We start from the raw sequence: 25822 nt of genomic DNA, 5'->3' as shown, positions 1-25822 counted from the left end.
GGTTTTGGAGTATCAGAAAGTATCAAAGTCCGGTGCTACATTGTGGTCGTGGTGCTAAGTACCTGAGCATTGCCAACGACAAAAAACACTGGAGACACACAATGAAACGTTCCGCCATTGCCGCGCTGTGCGCCGGCGCGCTCTGCCTCAGCTCGTCCGCTTTTGCCGCAACCGATCTCGTCATCGCCACCGTCAACAACGGCCACATGATCGAAATGCAAAAGCTCGGCAAATTCTTCGAGCAAGCCAATCCCGACATCAAGCTCAAGTGGGTGACCCTGGAAGAGGGCGTCTTGCGCCAGCGCATGACCACCGATATCGCCACCAAGGGCGGCCAGTTCGACGTGATGACCATCGGCCTGTATGAAACGCCCATCTGGGGCAAGAAAAACTGGCTGATCCCCATCAAGCCGGACGCCAGATACGATATCGACGATCTGCTGCCCGCCATCCGCGAGGGACTGTCCGGCGACGGCAAGCTGTACGCCTCGCCGTTCTACGGCGAAAGCTCGATGATCATGTACCGCAGCGACCTGGTCAAAAAGGCGGGCGTGACGATCGAGGACCGTCCCAGCTGGAACCAGCTGCGCGACGTGGCGGCCAAGCTGCACGATCCGGCCAACGGCGTGTACGGCATCTGCCTTCGCGGCAAGCCGGGCTGGGGCGACAACATGGCCCTGATCACCACCATGGCCAATTCCTACGGCGGCCAGCTGTTCGACATGCAATGGAAGCCGCAATTTACCAGCAAGCCGTGGAAGGATGCGGTCACCATGTATGTCGACCTGATGAAGAAATACGGCCCGCCGGGCGCGGCCGCCAACAGCTTCAATGAAAACCTGGCGCTGTTCAACCAGGGCAAGTGCGGCATCTGGATCGACGCGACGATCGCCGCCTCCTTCATCACGGACCCCAAGCAAAGCAAGGTGGCCGACAAGGTAGCGTTCGCCCAGTCGCCCATCGGCGTGACGGAGCGGGGCGCCAACTGGTTGTGGATCTGGTCGCTGGCGATTCCATCGAGCTCGAAGCGCCCGAACGAGGCGCAGCGCTTCATCAACTGGGCCACCTCGCCCGATTACGTGAAACTGGTTGCCAAGGAAACCAGCTGGGCCAACGTGCCGACGGGCACGCGCAAGTCGACGTATGCGAGCCCCGAGTTCCAGAAAGTGGCGAAATTCGCCGCCGCCGAAGGCAAGGCCCTGGCCACCACGCGCGCCGTGCAAAGCACCTTGCCGCCATCGCCATATGTTGGCGTGCAATTCGCCTCGATTCCCGAATTCCAGGTGATCGGCGTGGCGGCAGGCCAGCAGATGGCGGCAGCGCTGCTGGGCAAGGTGACGGTGGAGCAGGCGCTGGAGTTGTCGCAGCAGACGGCGGAACGTGAGATGCGCAAGGGTGGGTACTACAAGTAAGACTTTTCTTGCCGTCTGGTTTATCAACAGGCGAAGAGATTGGCGGCTTAAAACTGGGGTCAGACCCGACGGGTCTGACCCCGGATTTCTGTTGATGATCATTCCCTCACGTCCCAAGAGTATCCTATGAAACGCATTATCCCCCGGACTTTGCTGACGCCGGCCGTGGTCGCCGTCTCCGTCATTTCCGTGATTCCGTTATTGATCACGCTGTATTACGCGTTCGTGCGTTATTCCATGCTCGATCCGAGCGGCCATCCTTTCCATGGCCTGGCCAATTTCCACTTTTTCTTTACCGATGCCTCGTTCCTGCCGGCCTTGCAGAACACGTTTACCTTGCTGTTTTCCGTCATGCTGATCACGGTGGTGCTGGGCACGGCGCTGGGCTTGCTGATCAATGAAGCGTTCCCGGGGCGCGCCATCGTGCGCGTGCTGCTGATCTCGCCGTTCCTCGTCATGCCGGCCGTGAATGCCCTGATGTGGAAAAACATGCTGCTCAATCCGATCTACGGACTGTTTGCGCAGATCAGCCTCTTCTTTGGCGCCACGCCCGTCGACTGGCTGTCGGCCCATCCCCTGTTTTCCATCATCATGATGGTCTCCTGGCAATGGCTGCCGTTTGCCTGTCTGATCTTCATGACGGCCCTGCAATCGATGGACCGCGAACAGCTGGAAGCGGCGCGCATGGATGGCGCCACCTATCTGCAGCAGCTGCGCTACCTCTACATTCCCCACCTGGGCCGCGCCGTCTCGGTGGTGCTGATGATCGAGATGATCTTCCTGCTGTCGATCTTTGCGGAAATCTTTACCACCACGGGCGGCGGTCCCGGCTTCGACACGACCACTATCACCTTCATGATCTATCAGCAGGCACTGCTGTCCTATGACGTGGGAGCGGCCTCGGCCGGCGCCCTGTTCGCCGTGCTCATCGCCAACATCGCCGCCTTCTTCCTGATGCGCGTCATCGGCAAGAATCTGTCGAAATAAGGAGACCTTGATGCATAGCAAACTCAATCTGTATGGCCGCACAGCCGCCGCCTGGCTGTGCGCGCTGCTGCTGTTCTTCCCCATCTTCTGGCTGGGCCTGATGGCCTTCAAGACGGAAGGGCAAGCCATTTCCACGCCGCCCCTGCTGTTCTTCACGCCGACCCTGGACAGCTTCCGCGAAGTGCTGGCGCGCGACAATTACTTCGGCTACGCGTGGAACTCGCTGTTTACCAGCGTGGTGTCGACGGCCATTGGCCTCTTGATCGCCATCCCGGCAGCGTATTCGATGGCCTTCTTTCCCACGGGCGGCACCATCGGTTTGCTGAAGTTCATGCTCAGCTCGCGCTACATGCCCGGCGTGGGCGCTTTGATGCCCATCTATATCTGCTACCAGTACTTCGGCCTGCTCGACACGCGCATCGGCCTGACCATCATGTTCATGCTGATGAACCTGCCCATCATGATCTGGCTGCTGTACACGAGCATGAAGGAGCTGCCGCGCGAAATCCTCGAGGCCTCGCGCATGGATGGCGCCACCGTGTGGGACGAGTTCCGCCACGTCGTGCTGCCCCTCTCCGTGGGCGGCATCGCTTCCACAGCGCTGGTCTGCATGGTGTGGTCGTGGAATGAATCGTTCTGGTCGCTGAACCTGGGCGCCTCGAACGCGGGCACCCTGGCCTGGCTCATCGCCTCGTATTCCAGTCCGGAAGGACTCTTCTGGGCCAAATTGTCGGCCGCTTCCCTGATGGCCATCGCGCCCATCATGGCGCTGGGCTGGTTCTGCCAGAAGCAGTTAGTACAAGGCATGACTTTCGGCGCTGTTAAGTAAACACTATTGGATGACATCATGGCTTACCTTCAACTGAGCAATATCGAGAAATTCTTTGGCGAACATCGCGCCATCAAGGGCATCGACCTGGACATTCAACAGGGCGAATTCGTCGTCTTCGTGGGGCCGTCCGGCTGCGGCAAATCTACCTTGCTGCGCCTGATCGCGGGCCTGGAACCGATCGACGGCGGCAAGCTGTCGCTCGACGGGCGCGACATCACGAACCTGCCGTCGTCGAAGCGCGACCTGGCGATGGTGTTCCAGTCGTATGCGCTGTACCCGCACATGACGGTGTTCCAGAACATGTCGTTCGCCTTGAAACTGGCCGGCGTCGATCCGGCCGTCATCCGCGAGAAAGTCGACAAGGCGGCCGCCATCCTCGATCTGGGTAAATACCTGGAGCGCACGCCGAAGGAACTGTCGGGCGGCCAGCGTCAGCGGGTGGCCATCGGCCGCGCCATCGTGCGCGACCCGAAGGTGTTTTTGTTCGATGAACCGCTGTCGAACCTCGATGCGGCCCTGCGCGTGCAGACGCGCATCGAGATCGCCAAGCTGCACCGCGAGCTGGGCGCCACCACCATCTATGTGACGCACGACCAGGTCGAGGCGATGACCCTGGCCGACCGCGTGGTGGTGCTGCGCGACGGCCAGATCGAGCAGCATGGCTCGCCATTGGAATTGTATGACCGCCCGGCGAACCGCTTCGTTGCGCAATTTATCGGCACGCCCAGCATGAACGTGGTGCCGGCCGACGCTGCGCCGCAGCTGCTGGCGCAGGCGGGCAGCGCGGCGCAGGCCGACGGCTTTGTCGGCATCCGCCCCGAGCACGTGCACCTGGGCGCGGCGCAGCCGGGCAGCGTGCCCGTCACCGTCGACCTGGTGGAATCGCTGGGCGTGGAAACCCTGACCTATGTGCGCCTGCCGAACAATGTGCAGGTGGTGTCGCGCGGCGCGGAGCGCAGCAGCCTGCAGCCGGGCCAGCAGACGCACCTGACGTTCGAGCCGGGCTTCGTCCATTATTTCGACCGCGCCGGCAAGACCTATGCGGCGGCGAAAGGAGCGCTGTAATGGATGCCATCGCATTGAAGCAATCGAACCTGGCCAAGCTGCCGGCGGACGTGGCCTTGCCCGCGTATGCGCGCGGCGCGCTCGTGCCCGGCATCGTGCATATCGGCGTGGGCGGCTTCTTCCGCGCCCACCAGGCCGTGTACCTCGACGATTTGCTGGCCTTGCCCGGCAACGCAGAATGGGGATACTGCGGCGTGGGCTTGCTCGCGATTGATGCGGCCATGCGCGACGCCATGCGGGCGCAGGACGGTTTATATACGGTGGTCGAGCGCAGCGCGGCCGGCGACTCGGCGCGCATCATCGGCTGCATCGGCGAGTACCTGTATGCGCCCGACGAGCCGCAGGCCGTGCTGGAAAAGCTGGCCGACCCCGGCACGCGTATCGTCGCGCTGACCATCACCGAGGGCGGCTATTACGTCAACCAGGGCACGGGCGAGTTTGACGCCGGTCATGCCGACATTGCGTACGAACTGGCGCATCCCGAGGCGCCGCGCTGCTCGTTCGGCTACCTGGCCGCCGCGCTGGCCGTGCGCCGCCAGAAGGGACTGGCGCCGTTTACCATCATGTCCTGCGATAACCTGCAAAACAATGGCGACGTGACGCGCAAGATGCTGCTGGCCTTTGTCGCGCTGCGCGACGCAGAACTGGCGCGCTGGCTGGCCACGCATGGCAGCTTCCCCAACAGCATGGTCGACCGCATCACGCCGGCCACCACGGACGAACACCGGGCGCTGGTGCGCGACAGCTTCGGCATCGTCGACGCCTGGCCCGTCGTGTGCGAGCCGTTCCGCCAGTGGGTCATCGAGGACGAGTTCCCGCAGGGCCGCCCGGCCTGGGAAAAGGTGGGCGCGCAGATGACGCACGACGTGCTGCCGTATGAAAAGATGAAGCTGCGCTTGTTGAATGCCAGCCACCAGGCCCTGTGCTACATCGGCATGCAGCTCGGTTACACGTTTGCGCACGAAGCGATGGAGGATGCCGGCATCCGCGCGCTCGTGCGGCGCATGATGGACGACGAGGTCACGCCCCTGCTCGATAGCGTGGAAGGCATCGATCTGGCGCAATACAAGGACACCCTGATCGAGCGCTTTTCGAATCCGGCCGTGCGCGACCAGCTGGCGCGCATCGGCACGGAGGGTTCGGCGCGCATCCCGAAATTCGTGCTGCCGTCCGTGCGCGAAGCGCTTGCGCAAGGCGGCGCCATCAAGCTGCTGGCGTTTACCGTGGCGTGCTGGTTCCGCTACCTGGAAGGCCACGACGAAGCGGGACGCGAGATGCCCCTGAACGACCCGTACGCGGCGCGCCTGCGCGCGCTGGCGCTGCAGGGCGGGGCGGACGCCTCGGCGCTGCTGTCACTGCGCGAACTGTTCGGCGACCTCTGCGACACACAAGCGTTCACGCAGGCGGTGGGGCAGTCGCTGGCCAGCCTGTATGGGCTGGGCGCGCGCGCGGCGCTGGAACAGATCGTCGCCTGACGGGGAGGGCGCGCCATGCCACGCAAAGCCGATGCCACCTTGCCGCAGATGGAGCTGGAACAGCAGCGCGACGCCACGCCCGGCTTCGAGCCGAAAGGCAGTTTCGGCTTCATCCGCTACCTGGAGCACGGCTTTCCGAATGCGCTGGTGCGCTGGCATTATCACGACGAGTACGAGCTGCACCTGATCCTCGAAAGCAGCGGCAAGGTCTTTGTCGGCGACTATATCGGCCAGTTCGCGCCCGGCCACCTGGTGCTGACGGGGCCGCGCGTACCGCATAACTGGGTCTCGCTCGACACGCCGCCCGAGGGCGTGGCCCTGCGAGACATGGTGATCCAGTTCGGCCATGCGCCGCTGGCGTCGATGGCGGCCGCCATTCCAGAATTGAAGGGAATCTTCCCGTTGCTGCAGCGCGCCCTGCATGGCGTGGAATTCTTTGGCGTCAGCGAGCAGTCGCTGCGGCGCTTCCGGCGCATCCGCGACAGCAGCGGCCTGCCGCGCTTCATCGAATTTCTCACCTTGCTGGGCGAGCTGGCGCAGACCAGCGATTACCAGCTGCTGTCGACGGTGCCCATGCAGTCGAGCGACGATGACGTGGCCTTGGCGCGCATCAGTTCGGCCATCAACTTCATCGTGCACAATTACAGCAGCCAGTTCTCGCTGAAACAGCTGGCCGAGCAGGTGGACATGCCCGAGCGGACGTTTTCGCGCTTCTTTCGCAGCGCCACGGGCAACAGCTTCACGGATTTCGTCAACCGCCTGCGCATCAACAAGGCGTGCCAGCTGCTGATGGAGACGGAGCGCTATGTCAGCAACATCTGCTACGAGGCGGGTTTTAACAATGTGGCCAATTTCAACCGGCGCTTCCTGGAATTGAAGGGCATGACGCCGAAGGAGTTTCGCCAGCAGGCGCTGGGCCGTTTTGGCGAGTGAAGCTTTTTGAGGTACATTCGATGGCACGGGCGGGGACAGCCTGAGAGAGACGAGCATGGAACACCTATGGCACAAGGACAGCGAGCGCAAGGCGCCCGAGCTGGAACGCGAAAGCTACGACGGCATCATCAATTACCTGGAACATGGCTATCCCAGCTCGCGCGTGCGCTGGCACTGCCATGAAGAGTATGAGCTGCACCTGATCGTCGCCACCAGCGGGCGCCTGTTCGTGGGCGACTACATCGGCGAATTCTCGCCCGGCCACCTGGTGCTGACGGGCCCGCGCCTGCCGCACAACTGGATTTCCAACGTGATGCCGGACGGCGGCGTGGCCCTGCGCGACATGATCGTGCAGTTCGCGCATGCGCCTCTGGCGGGCGCCGCGCGCGTGATTCCCGAATTGCGCGAGCTGCTGCCCCTGCTCGAGCGCTCCAGCTATGGCGTGGAGTTTTTCGACATGGGCCACGAGGCCGAACAGCACCTGGCGCGCATCCGCGCCACGCATGGCGCCGAGCGCTTCGCCGAATTCGTGCAATTGATGAGCAAGCTGGCGCGCACGGCCAACTACCGCCTGCTGTCGAGCGCCTCCCTGCGTTCCTACGACGATGACGCCACCCTGGCCAAGGTCAATTCCGTCCTCAACTACATTACGGAGAATTACCGCGAGCCGATTTCGGCGGAAATGCTGGCCGAGCAGGTGGGCATGTCGCTGAGTAAATTCTCGCGCTTCTTCCGCAAGGCGACGGGCAACAGCTTTACCGATTTCGTCAGCCGGCTGCGCATCAACAAGGCGTGCCAGCTGCTGATGGACACCGACCAATACGTGTCGAACGTCTGCTACGACGTGGGTTTCCAGAACGTGGCCAACTTCAACCGCCGCTTCCTGCAGGTGAAGGGCGTCACACCGAAGGAATTCCGGCGCCAGGCCGATGGCCGCTTCGGCGGCATCGGCGGCCCTGTTGCGGATACGCCACTGGCGTGACGGCTGTCATGGGCTTGTCACGTTGCCCAGTTACTCTCCACGGCTTCAATCCCACCTTAGCCGAGGAATGCATGAACACTGCTGTAACGTCGAACCCGAAACTGACCCTGCTGGCCATCGCCGCCGGCCTGGCCCTGGCCGCCTGCGGCGGCAGCGATAATCCGCCGGCGGAGCCTTCCAAGCCCGTGGCGCAGACGGGCGTGTTCCTCGACGGCGCGGTGGAAGGACTCGATTACGTGGCCGGCGGCGCCCCCAAGGCCAGCACCAACGCCAAGGGCGAATTCATGTGCAATCCGGGTGAGACGGTAGCCTTCAGCGTGGGCGGCCTGGCCCTCGGTTCGGCCCCATGCGGCGCCGTCGTCACGCCGCTGGCGCTGGCCGCCAGCACGAACGTGGCGGACGACAAGGTCGTCAACCGCCTGCTGGCGCTGCAACTGCTCGACGACGACAGCGATCCCTCGAACGGCATCAAGCTGACGGCCGAAGTGAAGGCCGCGCTGGCCGGCAAGACCCTGGACTTTGCCGCCGCGCCGGCCGTCTTCAACGCGGCCCTGGCTGCGCACCTGGCCAGCGTGGGCGGGAAATTCGCCGGCCGCACGGTCGACGCGGAACGCCGCGCCCTCGTGCGCGAGCATTTCGAGGACACCCTCGCCTCGAAAGCGGGCGCGCCCGTCAACGAGGCGCTGACACAGGCCAATCCTGTGGGTGAAGTGAAAGTGACGGTGACGCGCTACCAGATCCAGGCGGCCGACAAATTCTACGTGCCGTACGAAGGCGCCAATGCCAAGATCAAGGGCGAATTCCCGAATGGCTTCCTGCCGTCGTACGGTTCCGGCCTGGCCTACAAGGGCAAGAACGCGGCCGGCGACCTGGAATTCTATGGCTTGACGGACCGCGGCCCGAACGGCGACGGCCCGCTGGTGCCCGATCCTTCGGGCAAGGGCACCATCGGCAGCAAGATCTTCCCGTCGCCCAGCTTTACACCGTCGTTCGGCGTGATCACGGTCGGCAAGAACGGCGCCGTGCTGGGTTCGTCGACGCCGATCAAGGTGTCGGCCACCGTCAACAGCTCGGGCTTGCCCGTGCCCGTGGGCGCGGTCGGCAATTCTGCCGAGATGCCCGTCATGGATGCGATGAAGTTCGACGCGACCGGCAAGGCCGTCTTCAATGCGGGCGGCCTCGATTCGGAAGCCATCGTCGTCGATGCCAAGCGCAATGCGCTGTGGGTGTCCGACGAATACGGTCCCTTCATCGTCAGGATCGATGCGGCCACCGGTATCATCCAGGCCAAGTACGAGCCGGGCAAGGGCTTGCCGGCGCTGTTCGCCAAGCGCCGCGCGAACCGCGGCATGGAAGGCATGACACTCGACACGAGCAACGACAAGCTGTACGCCTTCCTGCAAAGCCCTCTGTCCGACGGCACGGCACCATATTCTGTGACGAAGAAGAATGAACAGGTCGAGCGCTTTGCCCGCTTCACGCGCTGGATCGAATTCGACCCGGTGACGGGCACCAGCGGCAAGATGTATGCGTATCCGCTCAACGCGGCTGACTACCAGGATGGCCGCACGGGCAACGCCAAGCTGGGCGACATGGTGGCGCTGGGCGGCGGCAAGTTCCTCGTCATCGAGCAGGGCGCCGCGCCGTCGGGCAAGGTATTCAATAAACTGATGCTGGTCGAACTGAAGGGCGCCACCGATATCGCGTCCGCCGCCTATAACGCGACGACCTCCGACCTGGAGAAAAGCAGCATGGGCGGCGCCCCCGTCAATGGCGCCGACTGGGCCGCTGTCACGCCGCTGAAGAAAACTGTGCTGCTGGACTTGAACGCCATCGGCTGGGCGGCGGAAAAGGCCGAAGGCCTGACCCTGATCGACGACTCCACCATCGCGCTGGCCAACGACAATGACTTCGGCCTGAAAACCAAGGTGTATGACGCGAATGGCGTGGAAGTGGCGGACGCCGACGTGACCAAGTGCACGGTCGACGCCAACGGCGCCATCGTCACGAGCAGCGCGGCCGGCTGCAACGCGGCCAACACCATCCGCGTGGCGCGCGGCGACGACCGCGAGCGTCCAAGCCGCTTGTGGATCGTGAAGTTTGCCAAGGCGCTCAATACGTATTGATGTGATGCGCAGTGTCGGATTACGCGGCGCGCGCGCCGCTAATCCGACCTACAAAACAAAAAGCCGCGCGGTGCAGAGATGCACCGCGCGGCTTTTTTTTGATATGAGGAGCGAACGTAGGTCGGATCAGGCGGGGCCGCCGAGGCCGAAGGCCGTAATCCGACTTTCACCTCATTGCTTCATGGCTTACTTCTTGGTATAGGTATTCAACCAATCGAGCACCGTGTGATGCCACAGCAGCGAATTGGCCGGCTTCAGTACCCAGTGGTTTTCGTCCGGGAAGACCAGCAGCTTGCTCGGGATGCCGCGGCGTTGCAGCGCCGTGAAGGTACCCAGGCCTTGCGCGGTGGGGATGCGGAAGTCGAGGTCGCCCTGGACCACCAGCATCGGCGTCTTCCAGTTCTTCACGAAGTTGACCGGGTTGAACTGCTCGTACTTGGCCGGCGCGTCGTAATAGGTGCCGCCGTTTTCCCACTCGGTGAACCACAACTCTTCCGTCGCGTAGGCCATGCCGCGGTTGTCGAACACGCCGTCGTGGTTGACCAGGCATTTGAAGCCGTCCGGCCAGTTACCGGCGATCCAGTTCATCATGTAGCCGCCGTACGACGCGCCCAGCGCGCAGCTGCGTTCGCGGTCCAGCCACGGGAATTTCTTGGTGGCCGCTTCCAGACCCTTCTGCAGGTCGAGCAGCGGCTTGCCGCCCCAGTCGCCGCTGATGGAGTCCGTGAACTTCTGGCCATAGCCGGTCGAGCCGTGGAAGTCGATGAAGACGGTGGCGTAGCCTGCGCCCGCATACACTTGCGGATTCCAGCGGTAGCTCCAGCTGTTGCCGAAGCTGCCCTGCGGGCCGCCGTGCACCAAAAAGGCGACCGGATATTTTTCGCCCGGCTTGGCGTTCCATGGCTTCATGACGTGGCCGTAGACGGTTTCGCCATCCGCGCCCGCGAACGAGAACTGCTCATATTCGCCAAAGCGCACGTCGGCCAGCGCGGCCGCATTCTGTTTCGTCAGCTGAACCATCGGTGCCGATTCGGACTTGGCGTCGAGCTTGCGCGTGTACAGTTGCGCGCCCGAGGCCAGGTTGGCTTGCGCCAGCACGATGGTATTGCCGCGCACGTCGAAGTCGCCCACGGCGCCCTTGCCCGTCAGCGCGTTGACCTTGCCGCTGGCCGCGTCGATGTGGAACAGACGGTGCTGGCCCACGTCATCGGCGGCGACGAGGAAGGCCTTGCCGTCCGGCGTCCAGCGGAAATCGGCCACGGAGCGGTCCCAGTCGTCGGCCAGGGTGCGCTTCTTGCCCGTGGCGACGTCCATCAGCACCAAATGAAAACGGTCCGCTTCGAAGCCCGGCTTGGTCATGGCGACGTAGGCGAGGGTGCGGCCGTCCGGCGAATAGGTGGCTTTCGCATCCCAGGCCGGATTGTCGGCCGTGAGGTTGCGCGGCGCCTGGCCGCCGGCGGCCGGTATCGTGTAGACGTCGAAGTTGGTCGACCACGATTCCGTGCGGCCGGCCACGCGCACCGAGAAGGCCACCGTCTTGCCGTCCGGGCTGAAGTGGTATTCGCCGTTGTCGCCGAATGGCTTCGATGGCGCGTCGCCATCGAGGGTGCCGCTCAGGCTCACGGGCGCGGCGCTGACCTTGCCGGTCGCATCGATCGGCGCCGAATACAGCGCATTGCGGCGGCCGTCGGCCCAGGTATCCCAGTGGCGCACGAACATCTGCTCGTAGACCATGCCGCTGGCCTTGTTTTTCGCTTTTTCATCGAGGCGCTTCCTGGTGCAGGCGATGTCCGCGCAATCGAGGAAGACGCCCATGCTGAAGGCCAGGCGGTCGCCCTGCGGCGACAAGCGGTAGGTGTCGACGTCCAGCGCCAGGTCGGTGACCTTGGCCGCTTCGCCGCCGTTCAGGGGCAGCTGCCACACCTGCGAGGAGCCGGAGCGGCCCGAGAGGAAGTAGATGGCGTCGCCGTTCGGCGACCATTGCGGGTCGCTGGCGCTGGCATCGCCGCGCGTGAGCTGGCGTGGCGCCGCGTTCGGCGCGCGCAGGTCGATCATCCACAGCTGCGTGTTGCCGCGGTTTTTCTCCAGGTTGGTGGTGCGCACCGTGTAGACGACGCGCGTGGCGTCCGGCGACAGCACGGGGCTGCCCACCCGTTCCATGGCCACCATGTCTTCCACGGTGAAACCGCGTGGCGCGGCCAGCGCCGGTGCCGCAGCAGCGGCGGTGGTGGCCATGGCGGCACTGAATGCTCCCAAGAGCAGCAGACGTAAACTCATTCAAACTCCCGATTCTGATGACGACGTTATCGATATGGTATTGACGTGGCCGGCTGTACCGCCGGCAGCCCGACATCATAGCAATAAAGACGCGCTTGCTGCGGGAGTTGACCGCCGGTTAGCCGGCCGGCGCTGCCAGTTGGTCGAGCGCCACGTGGCCCAGGAAACCGCCCTGGCTGGCGGCCGGCAAGCCCGCCTCGATGGCGTGGGCAAAGCGGATGCCGGGATCCTGTTCCAGCGCGGCCAGCACGCGCGCCACGTGCGGATAGTCGCTTAAGCGTGCCAGCTGCAGCGGTTCGGCCCAGCGCGCCGTGGCGGCCAGGTAGGCGTCGGCAATCGTCGGCGCCGCATCGGAAGCGAGCCAGACGCGGCCGGCGAGCAGGCGCTCCAGGTGCGCCAGGCCTTTGTTGACCTTGTCGACAGCCATTTCGCGCCAGACGGCCGCGCGCGCATCGCCATCGGCCGCGCGGCTGGCCTGGAAGGCGGGCATGAAGGCCGCGTGAAAGGTCGTGTGCAAAAACGAGAGCACGCTGTTCAGGCGGTCGTAGGCGGGCGTGCCTTGCGCAAAGCCCAGGCCGCTGGCCGGCGCGCGGGCGGAGATATGCAGCAGGATCGCCATGCTTTCCAGCAGCGGCGCGCCCGCGTGCGTGAGCAGGGCCGGCGTCTGGCCCAGGGGATTGATGGCGAGAAAGGCCGGATGCTGCTTGCTGGCCGGGTCGCGCGCTTCGACGCGGGCCAGGCGATACGGCAGGCCGCTCCATTCGAGGGCGGCGATGGCGGCAAACGAGCAGCCGAACGGCACGCTGTAGATCAGGGTGGTTTCCATGCTGGAGTTCCATTCAGGTGAGGGAAGGGAAGTCTAGCGGCATAAGTTACTATTTGGAAGAAGGCAGAATAATGTGGTATAGGTACATTTTTTATACCAGGTAGGGATCGCCATGAAAGACAATGTTTCCGGCTGCGCCGTGGAAGAAGCCATGCGTCTGCTGGGCGGGCGCTGGAGAGCGGTGCTGCTCAGCTATCTGATGGCGGGGCCGAAGCGCTTCAGCGAAATCCGCCGCGCCGTGCCGAATATCTCGCAGCGCATGCTGACCCTGGACTTGCGCGCGCTGGAAGCGGCGGGCTTGCTGACGCGCACGATCTATGCGGAAGTGCCCGTCAAGGTGGAATACCAACTGACGGACGAGGGCCAGCGCCTGCGCGAGCTGGTCGAGATGCTGCGCGCCATCGGCTTGCGCCTGCGCGGACAGGCGGACGGGGGCGGCGCCTTTCTCGCGCCCGATGCCGTGGATAGTTCTCTATAGAAACAGCTGTTTTTTATGCAAAGTGCTAGACTGCCGGCCTTTGACCACTACTATAGACACCCATGCGCCTGACTACTCTCGCCCTGACCGCCGCCGCCCTGTTCGCCGCCTTGCCGGCCCAGGCCGCTACCATGCCCACGCTCGAACACATCCAGGCCGCCGTGCAGGCGGGCGTGGCCAAAACGCAAGCCAGGATGCAATCGTCGATACCGGTTCCCATTCCCGTCAAGGCCACCAGCCTGCAGGGTTGCCAGGAGTCGCAGGAAGTGCCGGGCGAGGTGGTGTGTCTGGTCGGCATGAGCGCCGGCATGCGCGACGGTTTTATGGTCTTGCCGCTACGTAACGATAACGGCACCTGGGTCGGCGTCGAGCGCAAGGACGCCAAGTTCGCGGGACCGTCGCCGGCCGAGGCGCAAGCGATGATACGCGCCTGGGCCAAGGAAGAAGTGGCGCGCAATCCGGAGGCGGCCAAGGACGTGCAGATGCAGGAAGCGCAAAGCACCATGCAGGTCAAGGCCGTCAACGAGTGCGATGTCAAGCGCAAAACGGGCTACCTCGTGTGCGACACGGAATTGAGCGTGCCGAGCCGTCCGGAAGGCATCAAGACGGAACTGACCTTCATGCTGGAAAACGCCGGCTGGCGCTACGTGCCGCGCTAAGCTGCACTCCTCCTCCCATAGCGCCAGCCCCAGTTCGGGGCGCACGGCGCTGGTGTCTTTCCCTCCTGCACGTCAAGCCCGTGCGGCGGCCCATGCGGCCGCCGGCAGGCATATCGCATCCCTCATCCGTACAAGACATTCAGTCAAGTAAATCCAATATGTATTAATTGATATATTTGTTGATTTAATATTTTTCAACAACGAAAATGATAGAATTAGTGATTATCTTTATGATTGTTGTGATTTTTCCATATAAAACAATTTATTTGGTTTAATCGTTATTTTTTGGCGTATGATATTGATAATGCGCAAGTAAATGCTGCGATCTGAATGTCTGGAGAACCGCCGTGCTGAAAAAAATAACGAGTAGCGAACTCATGCTGGGAATGTATGTCGAACGTCTGGGCCGTTCCTGGCTCGATACCCCTTTCTGGACGCGGTCGTTCTTGCTGGAGTCGCCGGCTGACCTGGAGCGTATCCGCTCGGCACGCTTGTGCGAAGTGTGGATCGATACGGCGCGCGGGCAGGCGCCGCAAGTGGCGCCGCCCGTCGCGCCGCCTGCCGCGGCAGGCGCTCCCGCAGCCGCGCCGGCCGCCGTGCGCGCAAACAAATCCGGCGCCGTCGCCGAGGCGGACCCGCCCCGCTCGCGCGAGGAGGAGCTGGCGCGTGCCCGGCGCCTGATCGAACGCTCGCGCCAGGCCGTGCAGACGATGTTCGACGAGGTGCGCATGGGCAAGGCCTTGTCTGCGGAGCAAGCTTACGAACTGGTCGACGATATCGCCGCCTCGGTGCAGCGCGGCGGCGATGTACTGCTGGGCCTGGCGCGCCTGAAAACCGCCGACAATTACACGTATATGCATTCGGTGGCCGTGTGCGCGTTGATGACGGCGCTGGCCAGAGAACTGGGCCTGGCGCCTGAACAGGTGCGCTCGGCCGGCCTGGCGGGCTTGCTGCACGATATCGGCAAGATGGCCGTGCCGTCCACCATCCTCAACAAGCCGGGCAGCCTGAACGAAGCGGAATTTTCCTCCGTGCGCGCCCATCCGGCCGCCGGCCACCGCATGTTGCAGGAAGTGGGCGAGATCGATCCGGTGGCGCTCGACGTGTGCCTGCACCACCATGAAAAATTCGATGGCAGCGGCTACCCCAAGGGACTGCGCGGCGAGGAAATCAGCCTGTTTGCCCGCATGGGCGCCATCTGTGACGTGTACGACGCGATCACCTCGAACCGTCCGTACAAGCAGGGCTGGTGCCCGGCCGATTCGCTGCGCCGCATGGCAGGCTGGCGCGGCGGGCACCTGGACGCGCAACTGTTTGCCGCCTTCGTCAAATGCCTGGGCATCTATCCGCTGGGCACCCTCGTGCGGCTGCAGTCGGAGCGCCTGGCCGTGGTGGTGGGACAGGCGCCGGGCAAGCCGCTGACCCAGCCCAGCGTGCGCGTGTTTTTCTCCATCCGCGCCGGCACCTGCATCGCGCCGACCGTCATGGACCTGGCCGCGCCGGGTTGCCAGGAGCGCATCGTTTCCACGGAAAGCGCAGCCCAGTGGCGCTTGCAGGACATCGACCGTTACTGGGCCGGCGAACCTGCCGTGGCATGACGGCTGGCACGGCCGTAATAAAGTGCATTTTGTTAATAATAAAATATTAAAATAATGGTGCCAGTGCCGGGCCCGCTTTGCTGGCTGGCGACCGTTCCTTGTCCGCTTCCCCGTCACCGTACGGGCTACCACTGAGGATGTGACCATGCGACTCAATCTTCCCGTCAGCGATACCGAAGTCAACTTGAGCGATACCGAGACCATCGTCTCGACTACCGACTTGCAAGGCAATATCACGTATGCCAATCCGTATTTCATCGCCGTCAGCGGGTACAGCGCGGAAGAATTGATCGGCGCGCCGCAAAACATCCTCCGGCATCCGGACATGCCGGTCGAAGCGTTCGCCGATTTCTGGGCCACCATCCGCTCGGGGCGCTCGTGGAGCGGCATGGTGAAAAACCGCTGCAAGAACGGCGATTATTACTGGGTGCTGGCGAACGTGACGCCCGTGGTCGAGGACGGCGTGGCCGTCGGCTACATGTCCGTGCGCACCAAGCCCACGCGCCAGCAGGTGGCACAGGCGTCGGCCCTGTACGCGCGCATCAAGGCGGGACAGGCCGGCGGCATCGCCCTCAGCCAGGGCGCCGCCGTGCACACGGGCTGGCTGGCCAGGCTGGCGCGCCTGCGCGACCTGCCGCTGGGCAAGCGCATCGGCTGGAACCTGGGTTCGTTGTCCCTGTTGTTGCTGCTGCAACTGGCGTGGGATGCGGGCGTGCTGCCGGAGGCGGCCCACGGCTGGCTGACGGGCCTGTCCGTGCTGGCCCTCTGCTTGACCCTGTATTTCTGGCATGCCTTGCACAAGGTAGTGCTGCAGCCGCTGCAGCGGGCGCGCCAGGCGTGTGACGTGATGGCGGGCGGCGACCTGACGGGCGAGCTCGACACCACGCGGCGCGACGAGATGGGGCAGCTGTTGCGCTCCTTGCGCCAGTTGCGCGTGAACCTGCATTCCATCGTCGGCGACGTGCGCGGCAACTTCCTGCGCATCAGCATGGCCAGCCAGGAAATCGCCGCCGGCAATATGGACTTGTCGGGCCGCACGGAAGCACAGGCGTCGGCCCTGCAGCAGACGGCGTCGAGCATGGAGCAGCTGGCGGCCACGGTGCAGCAGAATAGCGGCAATGCCGTGCAGGCCAGCGACATGGCGGGCAAGGTGCACGGCCTGGCAGGGCGCGGCGGCGAGATCGTCGGCCAGATGGTGACGATGATGGCGGACATTGACGCCTCGTCGAAGAAGATCGGCGACATTACCGGCATTATCGAAGGCATCGCCTTCCAGACGAATATCCTGGCCCTGAACGCGGCCGTGGAAGCGGCGCGCGCGGGCGACCAGGGGCGCGGTTTTGCCGTCGTGGCGGGCGAAGTGCGCAGCCTGGCCCACCGCAGCGCGGCGGCCGCCACGGAAATCAAGCAATTGATCACGGCATCGCTGGAGCAGGTGCAGGCGGGCGCGAAGCTGGCGCGGCAGGCGGGCGCAAGCAGCGCCGAAATGCTGGGCGCCGTGCAGGGCGTGCACGGCATCATGGAAGAGATCGCCTCGGCCTCGCGCGAGCAAAGCCACGGCATCGGCCAGGTCAACATGGCCGTCACGCAAATGGATGAAGTGACGCAGCAGAACGCGGCGCTGGTGGAGGAGTCGGCGGCCGCCTCGGCATCGCTGCAAGACCAGACCTTGCAGCTGGAACAGGCGATGGCTCTGTTCAAGCTGGAACGGCGGCGCGGCGGCCAGGCGACGCCCCTGCGCGCACCCGAGCGCCGCCGTGCTACAGCAGGCGCTCTGACAGCGCCTTGAAGGCCACTTGCGGTACGAGAAAGGCGAACGGCTTCGATAGGGGCGGCAACTGCCCCAGCAAGCCGCAGTCGGCGCGCCAGGCCGTCAGCGCTTGCACTTGATCCACATCAACGGGCAAGTCGATTTCGCCGAAGACCAGCTTGCCGTTGCGCGGCACGTGCGCGATGGCCGCATCCTGGCAGGCGAGGAAGGCGACGGCGTCGCGCCAGTTGCCGAACAGTTGCTGCCAGTCGGCATCGAGGCCATGCGCCGCCGTGATGGCCGCCTGCACGTCGAGCGCCGGGGCGCTGCCGGTGCCGCCGGCAATGCTGCAGTGCGCCTGCGTGGCCGTGACGTCCAGCGTCATGCCGGCGGCCAGGTGGGTCGGCAGGATATCGCTGAACAGCCGCGTGCCCAGCGCATGCGGCAGGCTGGCCATGATGTTTTTCAGAAAGTACACGCAGGGCACGGCGGGTGCGCCCGCTGGCGTGTGGTCCAGATATAAACGCCAGTTGCTTTGCAGTGGCGATGGCAGCAGCTTGCGTAACGGACCGAACAGGGCGGGGCCGAAATGCCCGTGGCGGTAGGTCAGCACGGTGAATGGCGTCTTGCCGTCGCGCTGCCACAGGGCCACGCCCGGCGGCAATAATGTCTGCGCCGCAGCGGCGTCGACCAGCCAGCTCACGTAGACGACGTCGCGCACGTCGCTGTGCAGTTTCAGGAAGGGCAGGCGCGACATGACGGCCTGGCGCATGTTGGCGAAACGCGTGGAATTGGCGAGCGCGGCAAGCAGCCGACCGAACCGGCCCGCGCGCGGGTGGCGGTAAGTGTTGTCTTGCAATTGGGAACTTTCTGGAAAGGCGCAGGAAGATTCATACGCTGACGCTGCAACGCCCGTCCACATCATCGCGAGCGGCAGCGATGTGTGGCCGAGACGCGCAGCTGTGCTGGAGCACAGCGAGCATCGCAGGCCGCACAGGGCGCCGCGCAGCCGATGTGGGCGGGCGTCACTATTATTGCATGTGCCAGCCGTGACTGACCACGATGGACTGGCCGCTCAGGGCGTTTGACGGGAAGGCCGCCAGGAAGATGGCCGTTTGCGCCACGTCCTGCGTGGTGGTGAATTCGCCGTCGATGGTGTCTTTCAGCATCACTTTCTTGATCACCTCTTCTTCGCTGATGTTCAGCTGGGCCGCCTGTTCGGGGATCTGCTTGTCGACCAGCGGCGTGCGCACGAAGCCGGGGCAGATGACGTTGGCGCGGATGCCGTCCTTCGCGCCTTCCTTGGCCACCACCTTGGCCAGGCCCAGCAAGCCGTGCTTGGCCGCCACGTAGGCGCTCTTGAACGGCGAGCCTTCGTGCGAGTGCACGGAGCCCATGTAGATGATGGCGCCGCCGCGGCCCGCCTTGATCATTTCGCGCATGCAGGCGCGCGTGGTGAGGAAGGCGCCGTCCATGTGAATGGCCAGCATCTTTTTCCACTGCTCGAACGGGTAGTCGACGACGGGGCTGATGATCTGGATGCCCGCGTTGCTGATCAGGATATCGATGCCGCCGAAGTGGGCCACGGCGTCCGCCACGCCCTGGTCGACCTGCGCTTCGCTGGAGACATCCATGGCGACGGCAAACGCCTGACCGCCCGACTGCTTGATTTCCTCGGCCGTCTTGCTGGCCGCTTCCAGGGCCAGGTCGGCGATGACGACCTTGGCGCCCTGTTTCGCGTATTCGACGGCCATTTCCTTGCCGATGCCGCTGGCGGCGCCGGTAATCAGTGCGACTTTGTCTTTGAGTTGCATATTAATCCTTTGCATTGCGGGTTGGAGTGATCGTGGAAAACCTGACTATGCCAGTATAGCCAGAAAACGGGCCACGCATGCCCCGCGCACGCCTAAACGGCTTGCTGCCGGTCAAGCCGATCAAGCTGTCTGTCCAGCATCTCCTGCAGGCGCCAGGCGCCGGGATTGGTGCCCGACCAGGTGCGGAACGCGTGGTTGAACGCGCTTTGTTCCTGGTAGCCGAGCAGGAAGGCGATGTCGACCAGCGACAGGTCCGGCTCGCGCAGATAGTCGCGCGCCAGGCCGTAGCGGGCCTGGTCCAGCAGGGCCTGGAAGCTGGTGCCCGCGTCGGCCAGCTTGCGCTGCAGGGTGCGCGGCGTGACGGCCAGGGCGGCGGCAACGGTGGCCAGCCGCGCCGAACCGTGGCGCAAGCCTCCCACGATGGCCGCGTGCACCTGCGCGTCGATGGTGCCGCCAGTGCCTGTTTCAGCCTCGCGCTGCGCCAGCAATTGTTCCGCATGCCGGCACAGCACGGGATACAGGCTGACGTCGGCGTTCGGCACGGGCCAGTCCAGCAATTGCGCGTCGAAGGTGGCCGTGTTGGCGGGGGCGTTGAAGGCGGGCAGGCTGCCCAGCACGCGCACGTATTCGTCGCGGTGGGCCGCGTGGCGCAGCAAGTCGCCGCCGCCATCGTGGGTGAATGCCAGGCGGGCCGGCGGCAGCGGCATGCCGGCCAGCCAGTCGCCGCACACTTTGACACCGGCAAAGACGCTGTCGACCAGGTGCCGGCTGGCGCCCGGGTAGTTGCTGGCCCAGCGGTAATGCGCGATGGCGCCGTCGCGCTCCAGGGTCGAGCGGCCCAGGTCGTGCGCCAGCCGTTCGTAGCGGGCCGTCTGTTCCAGCGCCTGGCCCACGTTGCCGCAACTGAGCAAGATCAAGCCATACGCGCTGTACGTGCCCATGCGCACGCGCTGGCCCACGTGCAGGCCGAAATGCGCATCGCCCGCCAGCTGCGCGCCCGCATCGAGCAGGCGCACGTAGTCGCGCGCGGCCAGGCCCAGGCCAGGCGCGGCCGCTTCCAGTCCGTGCGGCGCCACGCCGGCCGCCTGCGCCAGGGTGGCGCTATCGATACCGTGCGCGCTTGCCGCTTCCAGCAGCGGCAGCAGATAGGCGCCGGCGACCCGGCCGTCAGTGCTTGTCATGATGGAACAATGCGATTGTCATGAAAAACCAATACCCTTCGTCTGTGGCGGCATATGCTATTGATCTAGCAAGAAAATCAGGCAAACACAGTATAGCAAGCCGTCGTGGCGCGCAACTGGCCGCAACACAGGGGATGTTCATGCAACGCTGGAATGGCTGGGGAGACGACAGCATCACGTATGCGCTGGGCGAGGATGCGCTGGCTTTTTTGCGCGGGCGCCTGGGGCCGGGCAGTCCCATCGCGGACGCCAGCTTCGACGACGCCTGCGCGCAGGTGCCCGCGTCGCGCCTGGCGCCGCATCCGCTGATCGACACCCAGCCTGCCACGCGCGTGCGTCATGCGCTCGGTCAAAGCCTGCCCGACTGGTTTAAATTACGCCACGGCCGCATCGGCGCGGTGCCCGACGGCGTGGCCTTTCCCGACAGCGCGCTGCAGGTGCGCCAGCTGCTCGCGTATGCGCGCCAGGCGTGCGTGGCCGTGATACCCCACGGCGGCGGCACCAGCGTGGCCGGGCATTTGACGGTGGCGGCGGGACCCCGTCCCGTGCTGTCGCTCAGCCTGACCCGCCTGTGCGCGCTGGCCCACCTGGACCGCGAAGCGCAGCTGGCCACGTTCGGCGCGGGCGTGTATGGCCCCGACCTGGAAGCGCAGCTGCGCGCGCAGGGCTACACCCTGGGCCACTATCCGCAGTCGTTCGAATATTCGACCTTGGGCGGCTGGATCGCCACGCGCTCGTCGGGCCAGCAATCGTTGCGCTACGGCCGCATCGAGCAGCTATTCGCGGGCGGCGAGATGGAAACGCCGTCCGGCACCCTGACGATTCCCACGTTTCCCGCCTCGGCGGCCGGCATCGACCTGCGCGAAATGGTGCTCGGCTCCGAAGGGCGGCTGGGCATCCTGACGCAGGCCACCGTGCGCGTCTCGCCGCTGCCGTCGTATGAGGCGTTCCACGCCGTGTTCTTTGCGGACTGGGGCCGGGCGCAGGCGGCCGTGCGGGCGCTGGTCCAGTCGCGCCTGCCCCTGTGCATGCTGCGCCTGTCGAACGCGGTCGAAACGCAAACCATGCTGACCCTGGCCGGGCATAAAAAACTCGTGGGACTGCTGGAACGCTACCTGTCGCTGCGCGGCTGCGGCGAAGGCAGGTGCATGCTGATGCTGGGCGTCAGCGGCGACGAGAAACCGGCGCGCGCGGCCCTGCGCGGGGCGCTGGCGCTGGCGCGGCGGCACGGGGGCGTGCACGTGGGGCGCCACATGGGCGACAAATGGAAGCAGGGGCGCTTTCGCAACGTCTACCTGCGCAACGGCGCGTGGGAACACGGCTACGTCATCGACACGGTGGAAACGGCCGTCGACTGGCCCCGCGTGGCGGCGATGATGGCGGCGCTGGAGCAGGCGGGCGTCAGCGCGCTGGCCGCGCACGGCGAGCAGGTGCACGCCTACACGCATTTGTCGCACGTGTATGCGCAGGGCGCCAGCGTCTACACCACGTATGTGTACCGGCTGGCGCCCACCTTTGAAGCCAACATGGCGCGCTGGCGCACCTTGAAGGACGCGGCCGGCGCCGCCATCGTCGCCAACGGCGGCACCATCAGCCACCAGCATGGCGTGGGCACGGACCACGCGCCGTGGCTGGCGGCGGAAAAGGGAGAGCTGGGCATCGCCGCCATGCGCGCGCTGCTGCGCCAGTTCGACCCGCAGGGCATGATGAACCCCGGCAAACTGCTGCCCGACGCCGGCGGTGCGTCATGAACAGGGAGGCGCTGCCGGGCGTCCTGGCGCGCGAGTGGGATGTGCTGATCGTCGGCGGCGGCATCACGGGCGCCGGCATCCTGCTGGAAGCGGCGCGGCGCGGCCTGGCGGCGCTGCTGGTAGAACAGCGCGATTTCGCCTGGGGCACGTCGAGCCGTTCGTCGAAGCTGGTACACGGCGGCTTGCGCTACCTGAAGCAGGGCCAGTTCGCGCTGACGCGCGAATCGGTGCATGAGCGGCAAGCCTTGCTGGCGGATGCGGCCGGGCTGGTCGAGCCGCAGGGCTTCGCCTTCGGCGACTACGCGGGCAGGAAGCCGGGGCGGCGCCAGTTCATGCTGGGCCTGGCCATCTACGATGCGATGGCGGGCAAGCGCGCGCGCCGCTATGTCGATGCGCCTGATTTTGCCATGCTGGCGCCGCACGTCCGGCGCGACGGGCTGCGGGGCGGCATGCTGTACCAGGACGCGAAGACGGACGATGCGCGCCTGGTGCTGCGCGTGCTGCAGGAGGCGCGGCGCCATGGCGGCGTGGCCGTCAACTACCTGGGCGTGGCATCGCTGCTGCGGGAAGATGGCAAGGTCGCCGGCGCCACCTTGATCGATGCGCTCGATGGCACGGCATGCACCGCGCGCGCGCGCCTGGTGATCAGCGCCACGGGCGCCTGGGCCGACGGCTTGCGGGGCCAGGTGGGAGCGCCGCCGAAATTGCGGCCCCTGCGCGGCAGCCATCTGTTGCTGCCGGCCTGGCGTTTGCCGCTGGCGCAAGCCGTCAGCCTGATGCACCCGCACGATGGCCGCCCCGTGTTTGCGTATCCGTGGGAGGGCGTGACCCTGGTCGGCACCACCGATGTCGATCACGCCGGCGGCCTGGAAAGCGAGCCGGCCATCACGCGCGGCGAACTCGATTACCTGCTGGCGGCGCTGCGCTGGCAATTTCCGCAGCTGGCGCTGGGCGAAGACGACGTGCTGGCCACGTTTGCCGGCGTGCGCCCCGTCATCGACAGCGGCCAGCTTGACCCGTCGAAGGAAGCGCGCGAACATGCGCTATGGCTGGAAAACGGCTTGCTGACGGTGGCGGGGGGCAAGCTGACGACGTTCCGCGTGATCGCCCTCGATGCCTTGCGCCGCGCCGCGCCGCTGCTGCCGGGCTGGCAAGCGGATTTGCGTCCCTTGCCGATTTTCGATGCGACGCCGCCCTTGTCAGGCAAGGCCCTGGCGCTCGACGGCGAGCAGCGTGTACGTCTGCTGGGCCGTCATGGCGCTGCCGCGCAGGCGCTGTGCGATGCGGCGCTGGACGGCGAATTCGAGCCGGTGCCCGGCACGCAGACCCTGTGGGCGCAGCTGCGCTGGGGCGCGCGCAGCGAGGACGTGCAGCACCTGGACGACTTGCTGTTGCGGCGCACGCGTCTCGGTTTGCAGCTGGCCGGCGGCGCGCTTGCTATCATGCCGCGCCTGCGCGCCATCTGCCAGCATGAACTGGGCTGGGACGATGCGCGCTGGGAGCAAGAGCAGCAGCGCTACCTGGCCTTGTGGCGCCGCCATTACAGCGTGCCGCAGGGCGACTGAAAAACCATAAAAATAAACAAGAGGAGAGCATCATCGACACCACCCTGTTTGGCCAGCCCCTGGCGCTGGGCGACGCGCGCATCACCTACGACAGCCTGTCGCCGCTGGACCTTCGCCAGCCCGTCGATACCCTCGTCGACGAGCTGGGCGAAGACCTGCTGCAAATCACGTGCGCGAATGGCGACATCGTCGACGTGGGCTGGTATCCGGCCTGGAGCGAGCAGGGACGCTTGCGCGTGGTGGCCGTGCGGGGGCAGGAATGGGAAGCGCCCGTCTTCAGCGCGCAGCCGGAAAAAGATCCGCAAGCGCTGCTGCAGGCGCTGCGCGCCGCGCTGGCCGCATTGGCGGGCTGAGGCCATGGCGACCGAGTGCGGCGCCGGACCGTACATCCTTGCCATCGATAATGGCACGCAAAGCGTGCGCGCGCTGCTGTTCGACCGGGAAGGGACGCTGGCGGCCAAGGCGCAGGTTTTCCTCGAAGCGTATTACTCCGACCACCCCGGCTGGGCCGAGCACGACGCCGACGGTTACTGGCAAGCCGTGTGCGAAGCGTGCCAGCAGCTGTGGCGCGGCACGGACATTGCCAAATCCTCGGTGGCCGGCGTGGCCGTGACCACGCAGCGGGGCACGGTGGTCAACGTGGATGCATACGGCGCGCCGTTGCGGCCCGCCATCACCTGGCTGGACCAGCGCAGCACGCGCGATATTCCCCGCCTGGCGCCGTGGTGGCGCGCCCTGTTCCGCGCCACGCGCCTCGATGGCACGATCCGGTATTTCCGCCGCGAGGCCGAGATCAACTGGATCAGCGCGCACCAGCCCGACATCTGGCGCCGCACGCACAAATTCCTGCTGCTGTCGGGTTTTTTGAACCACCGCCTCTGCGGAAAATACATCGATTCAACGGGCTCGCAAGTGGCCTACATCCCGTTCGACTACAAGCGCCATGCCTGGGCAGGGCGCTTCGACTGGAAGTGGCAGGCGCTGGCCATTCGCCGCTCGATGCTGCCGGAACTGGTGACGCCGGGCACGCGCATGGGCGCCATCACGGCATCGGCCGCCGCGGCGACGGGCATCCCGGAGGGCACGCCCCTGCTGGCGGCGGCGGCCGACAAGGCCTGCGAGGTGCTGGGCGCCGGCTGCGTCGAGCCGCACGTGGCGTGCCTGAGCTACGGCACCACGGCCACCATCAACACGACCAGCCGCAAGTACGTGGAAATGACGCGCTTTATTCCGCCGTACCCGGCCGCCATGCCGGGCGCCTACAGCACGGAAGTGCAGATTTTCCGCGGCTACTGGATGGTCAACTGGTTCAAGGAGCAGTTCGGCGACCGCGAACGGGCGGCGGCGGCCGAAGACGGCATGGGCTTGTCCGCCGAAGCGTTGTTCGACCGCCTGGTCGACGCCGTGCCGCCCGGCTCCATGGGCCTGATGCTGCAGCCGTACTGGAGTCCAGGCATCAAGGTGCCTGGGCCGGAAGCGAAGGGCGCCATGATCGGCTTTGGCGACGTGCACACGCGCGCGCACATCTACCGCGCCATCCTCGAGGGCCTCGCGTATGCGCTGCGCGAAGGCAAGGAGCGCATCGAGCGGCGCAGCGGCATTGCCATCACGGAGCTGCGCATCGCCGGCGGCGGTTCGCAAAGCGACGCGGCCATGCAGCTGACGGCCGACATCTTCGGCTTGCCGGCCGCGCGCGCCCACGTGTATGAAAGCTCGGGCCTGGGCGCGGCCATCGCCGCCGCCGTGGGCCTGGGCTGGCATGCGGACTTTCCCGCCGCCGTGCACGCGATGACGCGCAAGGGCAAGGTCTTCCAGCCCCATCCCGAGCACCGCAAGATCTACGAACAGCTGTACCGGCGCGTGTATCGCAAGATGTATGCGCGGCTGCAACCGCTGTACCGCGAGATCGCAGACATCACCGGCTATCCGGAATAGCTAGGTCTTAAATGCTATTGCGAATCATTCTCATCTGATATATGATGTGTTCCGCATTTCACTAAGGCAACTTATCCCCGGTGACTGCAGTGCGCCGCCGGCCTTGCGCCGGCGGCGTGTCCGCGCGGGCAGGGTTCCGCCGCAACGCTTCCGTCAACGCCGCCGCTTGATCGTGC

21 protein-coding genes are annotated in these 25822 nt (G+C 65.3%); 16 read left to right on the top strand and 5 right to left on the bottom strand.

Annotated features, from left to right (window positions below):
• The first annotated feature begins 101 nt into the window (after positions 1–101).
• From AC0V2Y_RS01460 to AC0V2Y_RS01425, 8 genes are all read left to right on the top strand, one after another.
• Positions 102–1412, top strand: a complete 1311-nt coding sequence (locus AC0V2Y_RS01460) for an ABC transporter substrate-binding protein (protein ID WP_475413598.1) — start codon at positions 102–104, stop codon at positions 1410–1412.
• 126 nt (positions 1413–1538) lie between these two features.
• Complete coding sequence (locus AC0V2Y_RS01455; RefSeq protein ID WP_099402681.1) at positions 1539–2399, top strand: carbohydrate ABC transporter permease; 861 nt, start codon at positions 1539–1541, stop codon at positions 2397–2399.
• A gap of 10 nt (positions 2400–2409) precedes the next feature.
• On the top strand, positions 2410–3228 hold the full coding sequence (locus AC0V2Y_RS01450) for a carbohydrate ABC transporter permease (RefSeq protein WP_070219870.1): 819 nt from the start codon (positions 2410–2412) through the stop codon (positions 3226–3228).
• An 18-nt stretch (positions 3229–3246) separates the two neighbouring features.
• On the top strand, positions 3247–4296 hold the full coding sequence (locus tag AC0V2Y_RS01445) for an ABC transporter ATP-binding protein (protein ID WP_475413597.1): 1050 nt from the start codon (positions 3247–3249) through the stop codon (positions 4294–4296).
• A complete protein-coding gene (locus tag AC0V2Y_RS01440) occupies positions 4296–5771 on the top strand; it encodes a mannitol dehydrogenase family protein (RefSeq protein ID WP_475413596.1) in 1476 nt (491 codons plus the stop codon). The genes AC0V2Y_RS01445 and AC0V2Y_RS01440 overlap by 1 nt, the downstream gene beginning before the upstream one ends.
• A 15-nt stretch (positions 5772–5786) precedes the next feature.
• A complete protein-coding gene (locus tag AC0V2Y_RS01435; RefSeq protein ID WP_475413595.1) occupies positions 5787–6704 on the top strand; it encodes a helix-turn-helix domain-containing protein in 918 nt (305 codons plus the stop codon).
• Between the two features lie 55 nt (positions 6705–6759).
• Positions 6760–7686, top strand: coding sequence for a helix-turn-helix domain-containing protein (locus AC0V2Y_RS01430; protein ID WP_475413594.1), 927 nt, complete (start codon positions 6760–6762; stop codon positions 7684–7686).
• A 71-nt stretch (positions 7687–7757) separates the two neighbouring features.
• Positions 7758–9812 (top strand): esterase-like activity of phytase family protein, encoded by a 2055-nt coding sequence (locus AC0V2Y_RS01425; RefSeq protein WP_475413593.1) that lies wholly within the window; start codon positions 7758–7760, stop codon positions 9810–9812.
• 186 nt (positions 9813–9998) lie between these two features.
• Here the strand turns inward: AC0V2Y_RS01425 and AC0V2Y_RS01420 are convergent, their stop codons facing one another.
• Both AC0V2Y_RS01420 and AC0V2Y_RS01415 read right to left on the bottom strand, forming a co-directional pair.
• Positions 9999–12089, bottom strand: a complete 2091-nt coding sequence (locus AC0V2Y_RS01420; RefSeq protein ID WP_475413592.1) for a S9 family peptidase — start codon at positions 12087–12089, stop codon at positions 9999–10001.
• Positions 12090–12207: 118 nt separating this feature from the next.
• Entirely contained in the window at positions 12208–12915 is a 708-nt protein-coding gene (locus AC0V2Y_RS01415; RefSeq protein ID WP_475413591.1) for a glutathione S-transferase family protein, read from the bottom strand.
• A gap of 112 nt (positions 12916–13027) precedes the next feature.
• Between AC0V2Y_RS01415 and AC0V2Y_RS01410 the strand changes: the two genes are divergently transcribed.
• From AC0V2Y_RS01410 to AC0V2Y_RS01395, 4 genes are all read left to right on the top strand, one after another.
• Positions 13028–13393, top strand: coding sequence for a winged helix-turn-helix transcriptional regulator (locus tag AC0V2Y_RS01410; RefSeq protein WP_475413590.1), 366 nt, complete (start codon positions 13028–13030; stop codon positions 13391–13393).
• Between the two features lie 62 nt (positions 13394–13455).
• Complete coding sequence (locus AC0V2Y_RS01405) at positions 13456–14052, top strand: hypothetical protein (RefSeq protein ID WP_475413589.1); 597 nt, start codon at positions 13456–13458, stop codon at positions 14050–14052.
• Positions 14053–14399: 347 nt separating this feature from the next.
• The gene (locus tag AC0V2Y_RS01400; protein WP_475413588.1) at positions 14400–15650 is read left to right on the top strand and encodes an HD-GYP domain-containing protein; all 1251 of its coding nucleotides are present in this window, start codon (positions 14400–14402) and stop codon (positions 15648–15650) included.
• A gap of 145 nt (positions 15651–15795) precedes the next feature.
• A complete protein-coding gene (locus AC0V2Y_RS01395; RefSeq protein WP_475413587.1) occupies positions 15796–17439 on the top strand; it encodes a methyl-accepting chemotaxis protein in 1644 nt (547 codons plus the stop codon).
• On the opposite strand, the gene AC0V2Y_RS01390 is transcribed toward AC0V2Y_RS01395, so the two are convergent.
• The 3 genes from AC0V2Y_RS01390 to AC0V2Y_RS01380 form a co-directional block, all read right to left on the bottom strand.
• Positions 17411–18259 (bottom strand): DUF2071 domain-containing protein, encoded by an 849-nt coding sequence (locus tag AC0V2Y_RS01390; protein ID WP_475413586.1) that lies wholly within the window; start codon positions 18257–18259, stop codon positions 17411–17413. The genes AC0V2Y_RS01395 and AC0V2Y_RS01390 overlap by 29 nt on opposite strands.
• Before the next feature lie 172 nt (positions 18260–18431).
• Positions 18432–19214 (bottom strand): 3-hydroxybutyrate dehydrogenase, encoded by a 783-nt coding sequence (locus tag AC0V2Y_RS01385; RefSeq protein ID WP_475413585.1) that lies wholly within the window; start codon positions 19212–19214, stop codon positions 18432–18434.
• 92 nt (positions 19215–19306) lie between these two features.
• Entirely contained in the window at positions 19307–20395 is a 1089-nt protein-coding gene (locus AC0V2Y_RS01380; RefSeq protein ID WP_475413584.1) for an AraC family transcriptional regulator, read from the bottom strand.
• A 140-nt stretch (positions 20396–20535) separates the two neighbouring features.
• On the opposite strand from AC0V2Y_RS01380, the gene AC0V2Y_RS01375 reads away from it, so the two are divergent.
• The 4 genes from AC0V2Y_RS01375 to AC0V2Y_RS01360 are packed head-to-tail and all read left to right on the top strand — an operon-like array spanning position 20536 to position 25646.
• Positions 20536–22146 (top strand): FAD-binding oxidoreductase, encoded by a 1611-nt coding sequence (locus AC0V2Y_RS01375; protein ID WP_475413583.1) that lies wholly within the window; start codon positions 20536–20538, stop codon positions 22144–22146.
• Positions 22143–23711, top strand: coding sequence for a glycerol-3-phosphate dehydrogenase/oxidase (locus AC0V2Y_RS01370; RefSeq protein WP_475413582.1), 1569 nt, complete (start codon positions 22143–22145; stop codon positions 23709–23711). The genes AC0V2Y_RS01375 and AC0V2Y_RS01370 overlap by 4 nt, the downstream gene beginning before the upstream one ends.
• Positions 23675–24064, top strand: a complete 390-nt coding sequence (locus AC0V2Y_RS01365) for a hypothetical protein (RefSeq protein ID WP_475413581.1) — start codon at positions 23675–23677, stop codon at positions 24062–24064. Before AC0V2Y_RS01370 ends, AC0V2Y_RS01365 begins: the two co-directional genes overlap by 37 nt.
• Before the next feature lie 4 nt (positions 24065–24068).
• Positions 24069–25646, top strand: a complete 1578-nt coding sequence (locus tag AC0V2Y_RS01360; protein WP_475413580.1) for an FGGY-family carbohydrate kinase — start codon at positions 24069–24071, stop codon at positions 25644–25646.
• Positions 25647–25822: the final 176 nt, after the last annotated feature.

The organism is Janthinobacterium sp. BHSEK, assembly GCF_056174685.1.
The sequence above is the reverse complement of the archived record's forward strand: the minus strand, read 5'-3'. Positions and strand labels throughout refer to the sequence as shown.